The 17,223-nt window shown below is 53.5% G+C and carries 14 protein-coding genes; 13 read left to right on the plus strand and 1 reads right to left on the minus strand.

The features are described from left to right. Nucleotides 1–23: 23 nt before the first annotated feature. From J3P34_RS07895 to J3P34_RS07950, 12 genes are all read left to right on the plus strand, one after another. Nucleotides 24–2,081, plus strand: a complete 2,058-nt coding sequence (locus tag J3P34_RS07895; protein WP_210487687.1) for an SDR family NAD(P)-dependent oxidoreductase — start codon at nucleotides 24–26, stop codon at nucleotides 2,079–2,081. Between the two features lie 9 nt (nucleotides 2,082–2,090). Next, nucleotides 2,091–3,095: an MDR/zinc-dependent alcohol dehydrogenase-like family protein gene (locus J3P34_RS07900; RefSeq protein ID WP_210487688.1), complete on the plus strand. Its 1,005-nt coding sequence runs from the start codon at nucleotides 2,091–2,093 to the stop codon at nucleotides 3,093–3,095. 277 nt (nucleotides 3,096–3,372) lie between these two features. After that, entirely contained in the window at nucleotides 3,373–4,419 is a 1,047-nt protein-coding gene (locus J3P34_RS07905) for a Gfo/Idh/MocA family protein (protein WP_210487689.1), read from the plus strand. Beyond that, nucleotides 4,409–5,533 (plus strand): glycosyltransferase, encoded by a 1,125-nt coding sequence (locus J3P34_RS07910; protein ID WP_246853592.1) that lies wholly within the window; start codon nucleotides 4,409–4,411, stop codon nucleotides 5,531–5,533. The genes J3P34_RS07905 and J3P34_RS07910 overlap by 11 nt, the downstream gene beginning before the upstream one ends. Nucleotides 5,534–5,849: 316 nt before the next feature. Further along, nucleotides 5,850–6,989 carry a CgeB family protein gene (locus J3P34_RS07915; RefSeq protein WP_210487691.1) on the plus strand — a complete coding sequence of 380 codons (1,140 nt, stop codon included), beginning with the start codon at nucleotides 5,850–5,852 and terminating at the stop codon, nucleotides 6,987–6,989. Further along, nucleotides 6,979–8,109 carry a CgeB family protein gene (locus J3P34_RS07920; protein ID WP_210487692.1) on the plus strand — a complete coding sequence of 377 codons (1,131 nt, stop codon included), beginning with the start codon at nucleotides 6,979–6,981 and terminating at the stop codon, nucleotides 8,107–8,109. Before J3P34_RS07915 ends, J3P34_RS07920 begins: the two co-directional genes overlap by 11 nt. A 313-nt stretch (nucleotides 8,110–8,422) precedes the next feature. Continuing rightward, nucleotides 8,423–9,550 carry a CgeB family protein gene (locus tag J3P34_RS07925; RefSeq protein ID WP_246853593.1) on the plus strand — a complete coding sequence of 376 codons (1,128 nt, stop codon included), beginning with the start codon at nucleotides 8,423–8,425 and terminating at the stop codon, nucleotides 9,548–9,550. A 191-nt stretch (nucleotides 9,551–9,741) separates the two neighbouring features. Continuing rightward, nucleotides 9,742–10,398 (plus strand): dioxygenase family protein, encoded by a 657-nt coding sequence (locus J3P34_RS07930; RefSeq protein WP_210487693.1) that lies wholly within the window; start codon nucleotides 9,742–9,744, stop codon nucleotides 10,396–10,398. A 211-nt stretch (nucleotides 10,399–10,609) separates the two neighbouring features. Then, nucleotides 10,610–12,010 carry a TlpA family protein disulfide reductase gene (locus J3P34_RS07935; protein WP_210487695.1) on the plus strand — a complete coding sequence of 467 codons (1,401 nt, stop codon included), beginning with the start codon at nucleotides 10,610–10,612 and terminating at the stop codon, nucleotides 12,008–12,010. 67 nt (nucleotides 12,011–12,077) lie between these two features. Then, nucleotides 12,078–13,739: a carboxylesterase/lipase family protein gene (locus J3P34_RS07940; protein ID WP_210487696.1), complete on the plus strand. Its 1,662-nt coding sequence runs from the start codon at nucleotides 12,078–12,080 to the stop codon at nucleotides 13,737–13,739. A gap of 164 nt (nucleotides 13,740–13,903) precedes the next feature. Beyond that, nucleotides 13,904–14,785: a 3-keto-disaccharide hydrolase gene (locus J3P34_RS07945; protein WP_210487697.1), complete on the plus strand. Its 882-nt coding sequence runs from the start codon at nucleotides 13,904–13,906 to the stop codon at nucleotides 14,783–14,785. Next, on the plus strand, nucleotides 14,766–15,284 hold the full coding sequence (locus J3P34_RS07950; RefSeq protein WP_210487698.1) for a hypothetical protein: 519 nt from the start codon (nucleotides 14,766–14,768) through the stop codon (nucleotides 15,282–15,284). The genes J3P34_RS07945 and J3P34_RS07950 overlap by 20 nt, the downstream gene beginning before the upstream one ends. A 62-nt stretch (nucleotides 15,285–15,346) precedes the next feature. Here the strand turns inward: J3P34_RS07950 and J3P34_RS07955 are convergent, their stop codons facing one another. Continuing rightward, a complete protein-coding gene (locus J3P34_RS07955; protein WP_210487699.1) occupies nucleotides 15,347–16,138 on the minus strand; it encodes a polysaccharide deacetylase family protein in 792 nt (263 codons plus the stop codon). 247 nt (nucleotides 16,139–16,385) lie between these two features. On the opposite strand from J3P34_RS07955, the gene J3P34_RS07960 reads away from it, so the two are divergent. Next, complete coding sequence (locus J3P34_RS07960) at nucleotides 16,386–17,201, plus strand: TIGR04290 family methyltransferase (protein WP_210487700.1); 816 nt, start codon at nucleotides 16,386–16,388, stop codon at nucleotides 17,199–17,201. Nucleotides 17,202–17,223: the final 22 nt, after the last annotated feature.

Raw genomic sequence — 17,223 nt, forward strand, 5'->3', positions numbered from 1 at the left:
CCTAAAAAGAAGCTTAAAACCGTATGACAAGAATCGCCAAAACACATCCTAAACATACCCCCCTGGCCGCCCCCACCATCGGCTTGGTACAATGGTTCCAGCCTGGTGAGCACGCCCGCGTAGAAACCGTTCTGGCGGAGGTAAAGGAGTTGGGCGTCACGGAACTGCGCACTGGCATCTCCTGGGCCGCCTATTCCACTGAGGAAGGCAAGGCCTGGTACAACTGGCTCATCCCAACCTTAGCCAAACAAGTACAGGTATTACCTTGCTTTCATGAGACTCCGGTTTCTTTGGCGGTAGCTCCCAAGACCTCTGCCCCGCCGCAAAACCCTACTGCTTTTGCCGAGTTCCTGGACACCGTGTTAGTGGACCTAGGCACTCACTTTGAGTGGGTTGAACTCTGGAACGAGCCCAACAACAAAACCCACTACGACTACACGCTGGACCAGAACTGGAATACGTTCTCCCAGATGATTGCCGTGGCCGCTCAGGTAGTCAAGCAACGCGGCAAGAAAACCGTGCTGGGCGGCATGAGTCCCATTGACCCCAACTGGCTGCAATTGATGTATAACCGCGGGGTGCTGGAGCACATTGACTCGGTAGGAATCCACGGGTTCCCCGATGTCTTTGACCTCGAGTGGGAAGGCTGGGACGCCAACATCCAGCGCGTGCGCGAAGTGCTGAGCAACACGGGTTCAAAAGCCGAAATCTGGATAACCGAAGCTGGTTTCTCTACCTGGCAGCACGATGAACTCAAGCAGTTCCAGGAGTTCCGTAAAGTGTGCAAAGCGCCCGTGACCAAAATCTTTTGGTCAAGCGTGCAGGATTTGGATATGAACAGCTCAGAAGAGTTTCATGCCGATGAGCGGAAATACCACTTCGGGTTAAAGAACGTGGACGGCAGCCCTAAACTGCTTTACAGATTATGGACTGAAAACGGCTTGGATGGACTGGACAAGTTCTCTTTCATCCGCCGGAAAGAAGATTTCTCTGACCAGGAGCGCTACTCCGTGGTAACCGGCGGCGCCGGATTCGTGGGCACCAACCTGGCCAAACGCTTGCTGGAACAAGGCAAGCGCGTGCTCATTTTCGATAACCTTTCCCGCACCGGCGTGGAGCGCAACCTGCAGTGGCTGCACCAGAACTACGGTGATAGGCTGGAAGTGTACGTAGGCGATATCCGTGATCTGCAGGCGGTAAAACGCGTGATGAAGTACGCCAACGAGGTCTACCATTTCGCGGCGCAGGTAGCAGTAACTACTTCGCTCACCGGCCCTATTCAGGATTTTGAAATCAACGCCCGTGGCGTGGTGAACGTGCTGGAAGCCATCCGGGCGCAGGATAATCCGCCGCCGCTGGTGTTCACGTCTACGAATAAAGTATACGGCGGCCTGGAAGATTTGCGCTTCATCCCGAACGGCACACGTTATAACCCGTCAGACAAGCATATCAAAGCCAACGGTATCTCAGAGGCCCGTCCCCTGGATTTCCACAGCCCGTACGGCTGCTCTAAAGGCGCTGCTGACCAATACGTGGTAGATTACGCCCGAACCTATGGCATCCCGGCCGTGGTGTTCCGGATGAGCTGCATCTACGGTCCGCACCAATACGGCAACGAAGACCAGGGCTGGGTGGCGCACTTCGCCATCCGAGCCATTGAGAACAAGGCCATCAGCATTTACGGCGACGGCAAGCAGGTGCGTGACATCTTGTTTGTGGAAGACTTAGTTGATGCGTTTTTGCTCGCGCAGGAGAACATGAAAGACCTATCCGGGCAAGCGTTCAACATTGGCGGCGGTGTGAAAAACACCACCAGTTTGTTGGAATTGCTGGACTTGATTGGAAACTACCGCGGCAAGAAAGTAAACCTGAGTTTTGGAGATTGGCGTCCCGGCGACCAGCACTATTATGTGTCTGACATCCGGAAGTTCCACGAGGCCACCGGCTGGTACCCTAAAAACAGCGTGCAGGAAGGCGTGGCCAAACTCTATCAATGGCTCTGCGAGACCAGAGGCATTGAAGTGTCTTTGAAAGCTCCCGTCGCTGTGGAACAAGAAACCGATAACGTAGCAGTAGCTTAATACCCTATCATGCAAACCGACCTATTCCAAGAAACCCTTGATACCGCCGCTGCCACCACCATGGCCTCAGCGGTGATTACCGCTCCTAAACAAGTAGAAATCCAGGAGGTGGCGCTGCCAGAACCAAGCACCACTCAAGTGCGCATCAAGCTGGAAGGCTGCGGGCTATGTGCCTCCAATATTCCCGTGTGGGAAGGCCGCGAGTGGTTCTCCTACCCTATTCCGGCCGGCAATCCGGGCCACGAAGGCTGGGGAGTCATTGACGCCGTGGGCGCTGAGGTGAAAGACCTGAACGTAGGCGACCGCGTAGCCGCCCTATCTTATAATTCCTACGCCGCCTATGACGTAGCCGAAGCCACCTCGGTGGTGAAGTTACCGGAGTCACTAGCGGGCAAACCGTTCCCCGGTGAGCCCCTGGGCTGCGCCATGAACATCTTCAAACGCTCTGATATCAAAGCCGGACAGACCGTGGCCATTCTGGGCATCGGGTTTCTGGGGGCTTTGTTGGTACAATTAGCCAAAGAGGCGGGCGCCAAGGTTATTGCCATCTCCCAGCGTCCGTTCTCTCTGGACATCGCCCAGCAATGCGGCGCCGATGAAATCATCCCCATGGATGATCACTACAAAATCATTGAGCGCGTGAAAGAACTCACCGGCGAAGTGTTCTGCGACCGCGTGATTGAGTGCACCGGCAAAGAATGGCCGCTGAACCTGGCCGGCGAACTGTGCAAAGAGCGTGGCCGCCTCATCATCGCCGGTTTCCACCAGGACGGCATGCGCCAGGTGAACCTCCAACTCTGGAACTGGCGCGGCCTGGACGTCATCAACGCCCACGAGCGTGACCCACAGATGTACTTAGACGGCATCAAAGAAGCGGTTGAAGCTGTGGAAAGCGGCCGCCTGAAACCCGAGATGCTCTACACCCACACCTTCCCGCTGGAGAAAATGGACGAGGCATTTGCCGCCTTGACTGACCGCCCAGACGGGTTTATGAAGGCGATTGTGACGATGTAACATTTACTGAATGGCACGCATTCCGTCCCCCTTTGAAGGGGGTAGGGGATGACAAAGCCGCTCAAGATTCAACTAGCTCCGGCTACTAGCAAGAGACTAAAAAAACGAAAATGGGGATGATTTACTCAACACGAGTAATCATCCCCCTACCCCCTTCAAAGGGGGACGCTCACCACAAGACACCAACCCGTTTCCCACCTCTTTTTCCAAAAACAGGTGGGAAACCTTTTGCTTCTACAAAGAAGCTGAACAACCTGGAAACAAACCCTTTCAACCTATGGCTGAAGATACTTTACTAGAACCCACCCAAGAAGCAGCAGCCCCCACCGTTGCTCCTACCGATACGTTGAAATTAGGCTTCCTAGGAATCGGCTGGATTGGCCGGAACCGCATGGAAGCCATTGCCAATGCTGGCGTGGCTGAGGTGACCGCCGTGGTGGACCCGGCACCGCAAAACGTGGAGGAAGCGCAGAAAACCGCTCCAACCGCCAAAGTGGGCAACACCATCGAAGACTTACTGACTGATGAAATAGACGGCGTAGTGATTGCCACGCCCAGTGCGTTCCATGCCGACCAATCCATTCAGGCCTTGGAAAGTGGGAAAGCCGTTTTCTGCCAGAAACCTTTAGGCCGTTTTGCGGAGGAAACAAGACGCGTAGTGGAAGCGGCGCGCAAAGCTGATACCCTGCTAGGCGTGGACCTCTCCTACCGCAGCACCGTGGCCATGCGCAAAGTCTACGAACTGGTGAAATCCGGGGAATTGGGTGACATCTACGGCGTGGAGTTGGTCTTCCACAACGCCTATGGCCCCGACAAGCCCTGGTTCTATGACCCCAAACTCTCCGGCGGCGGCTGCGTGATTGACCTGGGTGTGCACCTAGTAGATTTAGCGCTCTGGACCTTAGACTTCCCCGAAGTGGAAACTGTAACCAGCAGCCTCTTCTCCAAAGGCAAACGCATGACGTCTTCCGAAGATACCGTGGAAGATTACGCCACCGCCAGCATTCAGTTAGCGACTGGTCCGCATGTGCAGTTGACTTGCTCCTGGAACTTGCCCGCTGGGCAGGAAGCCATCATCAGCGCCACTTTCTACGGCACCAAAGGCGGCGCGGCCTTCAAAAACGTGAACGGCTCTTTCTATGACTTCGTGGCCGAGCGCTTCTGGGGCACCCAAACCGAGACGCTGGTTTCGCCGCCAGATGCCTGGGGCGGACGGGCCGGTGTGGAATGGGCGCAGCGCGTCGCCAACGGCGAGAAGTTCAGCGAAGAAGCCGAGCAGTTTGTGAAAGTAGCAGAAGTACTAGACAAAATTTATGGTAGATAAACCGCATCGGCGCGTACTCATGACCACCGACAGCGTGGGCGGCGTCTGGACCTACAGTCTGGAGCTCATCCGCGCGATGGCGCCTTACAACGTGCACTTTTACCTGGCCACCATGGGCGCGGCCATCACCCTGCAGCAACGGCAGGAACTGGCGGCGCTCACCAACGTGACGGTGTACGAGAGCGAGTACCAGCTGGAGTGGATGGACAACCCCTGGACCGAGGTAGACCTGGCGGGTCAATGGCTTCTAGAGTTGAACGAACAGCTCAACCCAGACCTCATCCACCTGAACAACTTTTGCCACGGCCATTTGCCCTGGAACAAACCGGTGCTCATGGTCATCCACTCCTGCGTGCAGACCTGGTGGCGTGCCATGAAAGGCGAGAACGCCCCGGCAGACAGACACTACTACTTTGAACGTGTACGCGATGGTCTACACGCCGCTGATTTGGTAATTGCGCCTACCCAAGCCATGTTGGATGAGGCCGAAACCGTTTATGGGCAGTTTTCTCAAAAACAGGTCATAAACAACGGCCGCGACCCGCACGCCTTCCACTTCGGGCGCAAAGAACCGTTCATTTTCAGCATGGGCCGCGTGTGGGACGAAGCCAAGAACATCGCCCTGCTCACCCAGGTAGCCGATGCTGTGGACTGGCCCATTTACATCGCCGGAGATGCCGTGCATCCGGCAACCGGCGACAGCAAGCTGTTCAAGAACGTGCATTTCCTGGGCAAACTCTCCCAGCGCGAAGTAGCTGATTGGCTTTCCCGGGCCTCTCTGTACGTGCTGCCCGCCAAGTATGAGCCGTTCGGTTTATCTATTCTGGAAGCCGCTTTCTCGGGCTGCGCGCTGGTGCTGGGCAAAATCAATAGCCTCAAGGAAATCTGGGGCACCTCAGCGGAATACGTGGACACCAACGACGTGGAAGGATTGACCACCATCATCAACAAGTTCATTGACGATGAATTTCTGCGCAACATCATGGCTTGCCGGGCGGTGAAGAAAGCGCAAGACTATACCACCGCGCTCATGGCCCAGGAATACCTGCAAGCCTACGCCACCCTGCCCACTCGCGTGAAGCCTAAAGCGCCTGATCAGGTGGAGACGTTGTAAATCTAACTACTGGTTCAAGTTTTCAACTTGGACCCAACATGACCTGAAGTTTGCAACTTCAGTGAGGCAACAGCCTCAAAACACACGCTGCTGTTCAAATGATTTGCTGAAGAGCAAAAAGCCCCACGGCAGTTACAAACTGCCACCATTTTAGGTCCAAGTTACAGACTTGAACCAGAGAAAAAAATGTAGGGGCAATCCCTTGTGGTTGCCCTAATGCGGTGCAAACGTGAAAGGGCAACCACAAGGGATTGCCCCTACAAACAAAACGAAACCAAAATACTAGTATCCAACTACTAGCATCTAACTAAAAACTATGAAACTGGTATTATTCTACCACTCCCTGCTCTCAGACTGGAACCACGGCAATGCCCACTTCCTGCGCGGTATTGTGCAGGAACTCAAAAGCCGAGGCCATGACGTGCAGGTCTACGAACCTAAAGACGGCTGGAGCCTCAGCAACCTCATCTCACAGTACGGAGAGGAAAAAATTGAGGAACTTCACCAATACTACCCGGGCCTGGACACCAATTTCTACGAGCTGGACACCCTCAATCTAGACGAGGTACTGGCCGGTGCCGATCTGGTGCTGGTGCACGAATGGAACGACCATGACCTAGTGCGCCTGGTGGGCGAGCACCGCAGCAAAAACAACTACCGCCTGCTCTTCCATGACACCCATCACCGGGCTGTGACTGAGCGCGAGAGCATGGCCGCTTATGACCTTAGCCACTACGATGGCGTACTGGCCTTCGGGAATGTGATCAAGGAACTGTACCTGAACGAAGGCTGGGCAAAGAAAGCCTGGACCTGGCACGAAGCCGCCGACACCCGCATTTTCTATCCGCGCACGGCTACCGAGAAGGAAGGCGATTTAGTCTGGATTGGCAACTGGGGCGACGAAGAGCGCACCGCCGAACTGCACGAATTCCTGCTGAACCCGGTGAAAGAACTCGGCCTGAAAGCCAAAGTCTACGGCGTTCGTTACCCAGTTCACGCCATCAAATCACTAGCCGAGGCCGGAATTGAATACGGCGAGTGGCTGCCCAACTACAAAGCTCCCGAGGTGTTCGCCAAGTACAAAGTGACGGTGCACGTGCCGCGTCGTCCGTACGTAGAGGCGCTGCCCGGCATTCCTACCATCCGTCCGTTTGAGGCGCTGGCTTGCGGTATCCCGTTGATTACCGCGCCTTGGGAAGATGCTGAAGGTCTGTTCACCCCGGGCGAGGATTTCCTGGTGGCCAAAAACGGCGAGGAAATGAAAAAACACCTCCAAAGCGTACTTAAAGACACCCGCCGCACCCAGGACATGGTTGCCGACGGACTGCGCACCATCAACCGCAGGCACTCCTGCTCGCACCGCGTGAACGAGCTGGAGGAAATCTGCGAAGAACTGGGCATCGCGCCCGAAAAAATCTATCCATCCTCAAAATCCCCTGTGACCCATGCAGAATAAAAAGCTCAATATCGCCTTCTTCGGTTCTAGTCTGGTTTCCGCGTACTGGAACGGGGCCGCCACCTACTACCGCGGCATCGTGCGGGCCCTGCACGCGCGCGGCCACCAGGTTACTTTCTATGAACCCGATGCCTACCAGCGCCAGGAAAACCGCGACATCCCTGACCCCGAGTACGCCAAAGTAGTCGTGTATCAGGCCACCGAGGAAGCCGTGTACAAAGCCCTGGAAGACGCCACCTCCGCCGATGTGGTGGTGAAAGCCAGCGGCGTGGGCGTGTTTGATGAATTGCTGGAAGCCGAGGTGCTGAAACTGCAGTCGGAGAACCGCCTGGTGATTTTCTGGGACGTAGACGCGCCCGCAACCCTGGACCGCGTAGAGAACGACCCCGCCGACCCGTTTAGAGCCCATGTTCCGCAATATGACCTCATTCTGACCTACGGCGGCGGCGACCCGGTCATCAACGCGTACGCCAAATTAGGTGCGAAGAAATGCGTTCCGATCTACAACGCCTTAGACACGGCCACGCATTACCCAGTGGAGCCTGAGGAGCGTTTCCAATGCGACCTCGCCTTCTTAGGCAACCGCCTACCCGACCGCGAAGCGCGCGTAGAGCAGTTCTTCCTGGAAGTAGCCGCGCAACTACCCGAGCAGCAATTCATCATCGGTGGCAGTGGCTGGGGCGACAAACCCATGAGCGCCAACGTGAACTACATCGGGCACGTGTACACCAAGGAGCACAACGCCTTCAACTGCACACCAAAGGCAGTGTTGAACATCAGCCGCGAGAGCATGGCCCGTTACGGCTTCTCCCCCGCCACCCGCGTGTTCGAGGCCGCAGGTGCCGGAGCCTGCATCATCACCGATTACTGGGAAGGCATCGACTTCTTCTTCGAGCCGGAAACGGAGATTCTGGTGGCCAAAGACGGTACCGAAGTAGCCGAGTTGTTACAAGGTTTAACGCCAGAACGCGCCAAAGCCATCGGCGAAGCTGCGTACCAGAAAGTGCTGGCCAAGCACACCTATGACCACCGCGCCGATGAACTGGAGCAACTGCTGCTCACCACGCCCCGCACCAAAACTGATATCACGGCCACAGACACGAAAGAAGTAGTGTCCTAGGCACAATCCGTTTAGGGACTGCTTTTCTAAAAACAGCCCCTAAACGGAAACTAACCAAACCGCTGGCGCGAGCGTCCCGCTCGTGTCCGCACGCATTCCTGAGAGCATTCGGTGCACACCTCTCCTGTCATCTTGGGAAAATCTTGTGGGCGAACTAGAAACACGTTTAAGAAACGCCACTACCGTTCGCTCACAAGATCCTTTCAGGATGACAAAAAGAGGACCTGCCATGCGTGCGGACACGAGCGGGACGCTCGCGCCAGCGAAAAAATAAAAGTCTAGCATCTAACATTTAGATACTAACATCTTCCACATGAGTCAAAAACCGTTGAACATAGTTATCCTGGGTTTGTCCATTACCTCCAGTTGGGGAAACGGGCATGCTACCACGTTTAGGGGCTTGGTGCGCGAATTGCGCAACCGGGGCCACCACATCCTGTTCCTGGAGCGCGATGTGCCATGGTACGCCTCTAACCGTGATTTACCCAATCCTGAATACTGCCAGACCGAGCTCTACCAGTCATTGGAAGATTTGCAGACCCGCTTCACGGAGCAGGTGCGCACCGCTGATTTCGTACTGGTAGGTTCTTACGTTCCTGAGGGAGTAGCCGTAGGCGAATGGGCTATCCAGACCGCGCAGGGTGTGACCGGTTTCTATGACATCGACACCCCGGTGACCCTGGCCAAACTGGCCCGCGAGGACTACGAGTACCTGCACCCCCGCCTCATTCCGCAGTACGACATGTACTTGTCGTTCACCGGCGGACCTACGCTGGAGAAACTGGAGAAGGAGTTCGGCTCGCCTATGGCCCGTCCGCTGTACTGTTCGTTTGACCCGGAGTTGTACTTCCCCGAGCCGCAGGAAGAGAAAGCGTGGGATCTGGGCTACCTGGGTACGTACTCAGATGACCGTCAGCCGCCGCTGGAGAAACTCATGCTGGATGCCGCCCGAGAGTGGCCGCTGGGCTCCTTCGTAGTGGCCGGTCCGCAGTATCCCGAGACCATTCAGTGGCCCGAGAACTGTGAGTACATCCACCACCTGCCGCCCGCCGAGCACCGGAAGTTCTACAACCAGCAGCGCTTCACCCAGAACATCACCCGCGCCGATATGATCAAGGCCGGTTACTCGCCCAGCGTGCGCCTCTTTGAAGCCGCCGCCTGTGGTACGCCCATTATCTCCGATTACTGGGACGGCTTGGATGAACTGTTTGAATTCAACAAGGAGATTCTGGTCTCCTACTCTGCTGAGGACACGCTTAATTTCCTGATTCATTTACCGGAAGACGAACGCACAGCCATCGCTGAACGCGCCCGCCAGAAAGTCCTAGCCCACCACACCGCCGCGCACCGCGCGCAGGAGTTGGAAAGCTATATTTATGAAGTCCTGAGTTCTGAGTCAAAAGTCCTGAGTGGCAAAGAAGAAATGAAGTTGGGAAATTAGTTTTTACTTCAACGTAAGTGAATGTCGTTTTCGGCCTGTTTTGAGAAAAGCAGGCCGAAAACGTTTTTATGCCCTCACAATCCTGACCTATACAGTCACCTTTAATCGGCTTGGTGTAAATAGCTTTTCCCCTCTTTGATTGTTTTGGCAAGGAATAGATTCGCTTGGTTTTTACACGTATAAAGAAGATCATGGGAACAAAACTGCACATTTGGGTGAGTAGCTTCCTGTTGCTTTTGCTGGGTTCCGCCTGTGAATCTTCCTCCTCGCAGACGCAACACCAGCCAGAGAAAGCGGCTGTCCAAACCGTTGCTGACAGCTGCGACAATCCCGATGCCGCTATCGAATGCTGTTTCCTAAAAATGCCCCAGAAACTCACCCGCACCATGACCATCGCGGGTGCGGCAGAGCCCGGGGAACGGCTGGTGATTTCCGGCCGGATTTTCAAAAAGAACGGTAAAACGCCTCTTACCAATGCCATCCTCTACGCCTACCAGACCGACAATACTGGTCATTATTCTAAGAAAGGAAATGAAACAGGAGTCCAGAAATGGCACGGGCACCTGCACGGCTGGTGCAAGACAGACCAAAACGGTTCTTATGAGATCAAATCCATCAGGCCCGCCCGTTACCCGGACAATTCCATGCCCGCCCACATCCACGCGGCCATAAAACCAGAGAATGGCGCTCCCTTTTACATCAGTGATTTCGTTTTCAGAGACGATGACCTGGTGAATGATAAATACCTGGCATCACTGTTTACAGACGTAGGGGGCACAGGCATTGTAGAAGTTAAAAAGAACTCAAGCAACACCTGGATTGGGAAGAGAGACATTGTCCTGAAGTAGCTGGAATTGACCTTTCTTGTAAATCCAAAAGGAAGCAAAATCCTGTATTTCCTTATTTAATTTCCTAACTTGATCAGCAGGGAGAATATCTTATCTCCAAGTTTCAAGCATTCACTTTTCCAGAAAACAACACCAAATTCAATAGAATAAATTAACCTATACTAGCATTAAACAATTTTATCCCACAACCCAATATACCCTGAAAGCTTGCATGAAATACCTATCTCTTCTATTACTTATTATCTTATCTATCTCAGAAGCAAACAGTCAGCAAATCTCGGTGGTAAAAGGCAGGCTGAAGGGGGTAAATGTTTCCAAAATATCCTTACGAGGCGAGGAAAGCGCCTTGACGGGTGCTCAGGATGAGTTTGAAGGAATCCTCCTGGATTCTGGTCGGTTTGAGATCCAGGCAGAACTAAATCAACCTAATAATTTCACCCTGTTCGCTAATGATTTCCCTTTTGCTCAAATCTACTTGTGCCCGGGCTCTGATCTAACTGTCAACCTGGATTCAGCCAAACTCAAATACAAAGGTGTTACCGGGGATTACAATCTCTGGGAGCCAGTTTTAAGTCATGACATCCTCGGGAAATACAGCATAGCGTATGCCCAAAGCCAGGGCTTTGACACGGCCAAAACCAAAGAAGTCACGGATTTTTTGTTCAAAGTGCAGAAGAAAAACTTGGCTGCGTTACCTGCGTTAATTAGGCCTTTTTCACTGGAGGCATGTGAGCGTGACTACTTCAGTTACAGGACAAAATACGCGCTCTACACTTTTCTATGGTCTGATTATATAAATGCAGGGCATTCTATCCAAAGCGACGCTTACCAATTCATGCACACGCTTCCCTTAGATGATGTCGCCGCTGCCAAGGTGTCTCTGGATTATAACAAGGCTATTGGTGTTCTGGTATACCTTAAACTGAGACTAGAGAAAAAGTGGTACAGTAGGAAAGATTTTGATGTGGAATCAGACTCCTACAATCAGCTCTTTTACAGAAAAATCCTCTCCACTATCACCCACCCAGAAGTAAAGAACATCACCTTAACGCGCCATGTAGTAGGCCTTCTGAGTACTGGTTCCACAGCAGCAGAGCCTTTGTTTAAAGAGTACTTAAATGATTGCAAAGACCCCTTCTACCGGAGCCTGGCTTTCCAATATTACAACCAGTATAAAGCCCTGAAAGGCAATCCTAAGCAGGAAATAAAAATTGAGCAGCTTACTGGTTCCTTAATGGAGAGCCTTTCCCATCTTAAAGGGAAAACCTTGTATTTAGATTTCTGGGCAAGTTGGTGTGGTCCTTGTATCCAAAGCTTTCCTTACACTAAGCGACTTAAGGAAAAGTATCAGGACCAGAACTTGGAGATTGTATATGTCAATATTGATGACAACCGAGGTAAGTTTGAGGCTGCCGCGAAAAAACTAGGCCTAAAAGGCACCATCATTTATTTGAATAAAGAACAAAGCCTTGAAGTAAGGAAACTGTTAAAGATAAACGGAATTCCCCATTATACTCTTATTGACAAAGAAGGTAGAATCGCCAATGCTAACGCCCCTCACCCAGATTCAGGTGGTATTGAAACCCGCCTAAATGAACTCCTGAAAATGTGAAAGAATTCAGCCTTTCCTTGTTACTTGCCATTCCTAAGAAGAACTATCTGCCATAACGCTTGAAATTATGAACCATAGACTAAACAAAATCTTCCTCCTGCTCCTCGTGGCTGTGCTAGTGGCACCCACCGCATGGGCACAAACCAAAAGCAAGACCTCTGGAGCTTCCACTTCCGCCGCCAATCAGGTAAAAACCGCCAATGGTTTGGTGGAAGGCACCCTGGAGAAAAGCGGCATCCGTTCGTTCAAGGGGGTGCCGTTTGCTGCGCCGCCGGTGGGCGAGTTGCGTTGGCGCGAGCCGCAGCCGGTGAAGAACTGGCAGGGCGTGCGTAAGGCGACGCAGTTCGGGCCGAGGGCCATGCAGTTGCCGGTGTTCGGGGACATGAATTTCCGGAGCAACGGGGTGAGCGAGGATTGCTTGTACCTCAATGTCTGGACGCCGGCCAAAACCGGGAAAGAGAAGCTGCCGGTGCTGGTGTACTTCTACGGCGGCGGCTTTATCGCCGGCGATGGTTCTGAGCCGCGCTATGACGGCGAGAGCATGGCGCAGAAAGGCATTGTGGCCATCACGGTGAATTACCGATTGGGCGTGTTTGGGTTCTTCGCGCACCCGGAGCTGAGCCAGGCCTCTCCTTACAAGGGCTCGGGCAACTACGGTTTCCTGGACCAGGCGGCGGCTTTGCGATGGGTCAAAGAGAACATTGCGGCCTTTGGCGGAGATCCAAACCGGGTAACCATTGCCGGGGAATCGGCGGGGTCAATCTCAGTGAGTGCGCAGATGGCGTCTCCGTTGTCTAAGAACCTCATGGCGGGCGCTATCGGTGAGAGTGGGGCTTTGGTGAACTCGGGCCTCGATCCTATTCCGCTGGCCGAGGCCGAGCAGAACGGCGTTAAATTCGCCACCAGCATCGGGGCTACTTCTTTGGCAGCCTTGCGGGCCATGGACGCCAAACAGCTTCTGAACGAGGCCGGAAAACCCGGCATGGGCCGTTTCCTACCCACCCTGGACGGCTACTTCTTCCCTAAATCTCCGGCCGCCGTTTTCGCGGCGGGTGAGCAAGCCAAGGTTCCGCTCCTGGCCGGCTGGAACTCAGAGGAAATGACCTACCGCGCCCTTTTCGGGCAGGATGCGCCCACCAAGGAAAACTACACCAAGCTGGTGCAGAAACTGTATGGCGCCCGCGCCGAGGAGGTCCTGAAACAATATGCCGCCGCTACTGATGCTGATGTCGCGCAAGTGGCCACTGACTTGTCCGGCGACCGGTTCATCGCTTACAGCACCTGGAAATGGATTGACCTGCACGGCAAAACCAGCGGCAAACCCGTGTACCGTTACCTGTACTCCCGCCCCCGTCCTGAGATGGTACCCGAGATGGGCAACGCCACTGCTGGCCTGGCCGGCGGCGTGGTAAAGGATTCCAACGCACCCAAAGCCCCACCCGCCACGGGTGCCGTGCACTCCGCCGAGATTGAGTACGCCATGGGCAACCTGGCCACGAACAAAGTCTTTGCCTGGACCCCGGAGGATCACAAAGTCTCCAAAACCATGCAGGAGTACTTCGCCAACTTTATCAAAACCGGTAACCCCAACGGCGGCAGTTTGCCCAAATGGCCTATCGCCACCGGCAACGCCGCGCAGTACCAGGTCATTGACGTGAACACTAAAACCGTCACCGAGAAAAACCGCGGCCGCTACCTGCTCCTGGATGAGCTGAACGCAAAGAAATAGCCAGTCACTTTCCTCATAAGCCAGTAAAGCCATCTGTCAGAACGCAGCTTTTCAAGAGCTTCTTTTTCTGGCAGATGGCTTTCTCTTTTTATGCTTACTTTAGCCCATATTTCTGAAAAACACCCTTAAAACGAGATACCATATTCTATCAACCCCGCCGCCCTATGAAAACAAAACCGACTCTCTGGTTTACCACCTTACTCTTCACCTGCCTCGGATTATCTTCGTTTTTACCAAAAAAAGAATGGACGCCTTTGCTGGACAAGAATCTCACGCAGTGGGAAACGTACCTGAGTTATCGGCATAAATTGGGGTACAACGGCAAGGTGCCCACCGATGCGCAGGGCAAGGAGATTGCCCCCATCGGCTACAACCAGAAAGGCCAGACAGTGTTCACGTACATGGAGGAAAAAGGTGAACCCATGCTGAAGGTGAGTGGCGAAATTTACGGCTGCGTCTATACCAAACAGGAGTACGAGAACTACCACCTCAAGCTCAAATACAAATGGGGCCAGAACAAGTTTGAGCCCCGCAAAGACCTGCTCAAAGACTCGGGGGTGCTGTACCACAGCATTGGCGAAAGCGGGAAAGATTACTGGCGCGCCTGGATGCTCTCGCAGGAGTTCCAGATCATGGAAGGCCACACCGGCGATTACTGGAGCATCGCCAACTCTGCCATTGATATCCGGGCGTTTCTCCCTGAAGGCATGATGAACTCCGTAGCCGATGCAAAGCAGCCGTTCCTGGGCTTCGGGCGGGGCTCGGGCCGAGACGGGCTGTGCCTACGCAGCGAAAACCGCGAAAGCAAAAACGGCGACTGGACCCAGATTGAACTGGTCTGCTACAAAGGCAAAAGCCTGCACATTGTGAACGGCCAGGTGGTGATGGTGCTGCAGAACTCCCGCTACGTAGAGAACGACAAAGCCACCCCGCTCACCAAAGGCAAAATCCAGATCCAAAGCGAAGCCGCCGAGGTGTACTACAAAGACATCCTGCTGAAAGAGTTGGACGAGATGCCAAAAGAGTATGCGGCGTATTTTAACTAAGACTTTTCAGGCGAGGATGCTTCACTATAAAACCGACTTACGAGCGCTCAAGAAGAAGGTACTGAAGGACTGGTTGTTCTTTTTACCGGTCTATGGATTGCTTCCTGCAATAGACTTTGTGTTCAAAACGGACCTAGTTTGGGAAAGCTATTATTTTGTAGTGGGGGCACTTTCCTTGAGCTCCTTGGTGGACCTGTACAGTAAAAGGAGACTACATCAACTTTTCTTTGATACCCAACGGAAAGAAATCATCATAGAAACCAATACGTTTGGAAATCATTTAAAAAGACAGGCAATCCCTTTTAGCGAAACGAATCTTCAAGTCTCCAGGCCCGTCACGAAATTTCAGATGAAAGAAATCCCGCTCACCTTGACGTTCTATCATAAGAGAAAGGAAGTCTTGAGAATAAACAACCATAAGGATGGTCTTCCACCAGAGACCTTGGAGGAAATCAGGGAAAAGGTGGTGGCTTATTGCAACCCTAACCTCGCTAGTTAAGATTGTTCTTTCAGCTGGAGGAGAAATATAAGGTCGGCCCCGTTTTGTTAAGGATAATCAGACTACTTCTTCGCTGAAGCAGTTGCCTTCAGGTGTTTGGCGGCCTCAATGAAGGTAGTGTTCCAGATGTCTTTTTCGTTCTTCTTCAGGAACTGCAGTAACTGGCGGTGCGCCTCCAGGGAAACGTTGAGGGCGTGCTCGCCGCCTACGCCGTGGAAGAGGAACACAACCATGCTGTTGGTTTCCATGGCCTTCTTCACCATTTCAATCAGTTGCTCGCCGGTCTGTCCGTTGATCATGAAAGAACCTACGTTGTAGACGTCGGTCTGCGTATGGGGGACATAGACGCTCTGCACGCCGCGGGCCGCTACCAGGTCACCCTTCAGGCCATCTATAAAGTTTACGCCGGCCACTTTGGTGTCACCGCAGGGATAGGCGAAGGTGTGTTCTTTCTTGCCGTCCACGGCTTCCAGGGCTGCGTTGGTCATCTTGATCTCATCGGTGATGCGGCGCACGGAGTAGGTAGCTAGGTCATAGTCTGGGATCACAAAGCTTCTGCCGGGTTGGCGGCCGTCGCAGGGGTGGAATAGCGAATGGTTGGCGAGTTCGTGCTTGTTGGCAGCGGCCTTGCGCCACTCGGGCAGGCGCTTGGTGAATGCGGGGGAAGAGGCGATGAGATAGAAGGTGCCTTTCAGTTTCAGGGAGTCTAGGGCGGGAATCACTTTATCCAGGTGCGTGTTGAGGGCATCGTCATAAGTGAGGACCACGGCGCATTTCTTCTTATTCCAGTCCTGCGCGAAAGCAGAGACGCTCGCCAAGCAGAGCAGGAAAGTAAGGGTTCTTTTCAGGATCATTATGTTTGTATGAATGGCTTTTTATTTGAAAAACAAGTTTGCCATAAGTTACAGGAACTCGGCCATAAACGCTGCATTTCCCGCCTATTTTTCCTAAAACAAGCCAAAAACAAAAGGTCTTGGGTGCCTAGCAAAAGAATATGTACTTCTTTAAAGAATCCTTCAGCAGAGGCCGCACATACATATAACTTTTACTATCCTGTTTTCCGTACAAGCGTGTGAACACAAACTAACCCAATCATCCCCTATGGACCTAACTCAGGAAATAGCCCAACTGGGCCCCTGGTTTCATAACCTGCACCTGCCAGACGGCACCCAAACTGCCCCCAACCATAGCCTCGGCGATTTCCCGTCCTTTAAATGGGAACACATCAAAAAATACATCCCCCAGGACCTGAGCGGCTGGCGGGTGCTGGATGTGGGCTGCAACGCTGGTTTTTACACCATGGAACTGGCCAAAAGAGGCGCCTCGGTGCTGGGCATTGACGTAGACCCGCATTACCTGCGGCAGGCCACCTGGGTTGCACAGCAGTTCGGGCTGGATGACAAAGTGGAGTTCCGGCAGATGCAGGTGTACGATGTGGCCCATCTGCAGGAGAAATTTGATCTTATCTGGTACATGGGCGTGATGTATCATCTGCGTTATCCGTTGTTGTCGCTGGACATCCTCTCGCAGAAAACCACGCGCCTGATGGTATTCCAGACCCTGACCATGCCCGGCGAGGAAGTGGCCGAGATACCCGCTGATATTGAGTTCAACGAACGCGAGGTGATGCTGGAGCAGGGTTACCCTAAAATGGCTTTTATTGAGCACAAACTGGCCGGCGATGTCACCAACTGGTGGGCGCCCAACCACGCCTGCATTGAGGCCATGCTGCGCTCCTGCGGCCTGAAAGTAACCCAGAAACCAGACCACGAAATCTACCTCTGCGAGCCTGACCCAGAGAACCAGAACAGCACCCACACCTGGAACAGTTCTGAGCTGCTCTCGGCTACCGGGCAAGCCTGGCAAGAGGCCGTGGCCGCCAAAGTGGAAGGCAAAAACCGCACGCTCACTCGCTAATTCTTTTACAGAAAAGATGCTC

The sequence above is a fragment of the Rufibacter aurantiacus genome (assembly GCF_017916345.1).
Classification (GTDB): domain Bacteria; phylum Bacteroidota; class Bacteroidia; order Cytophagales; family Hymenobacteraceae; genus Nibribacter; species Nibribacter roseolus.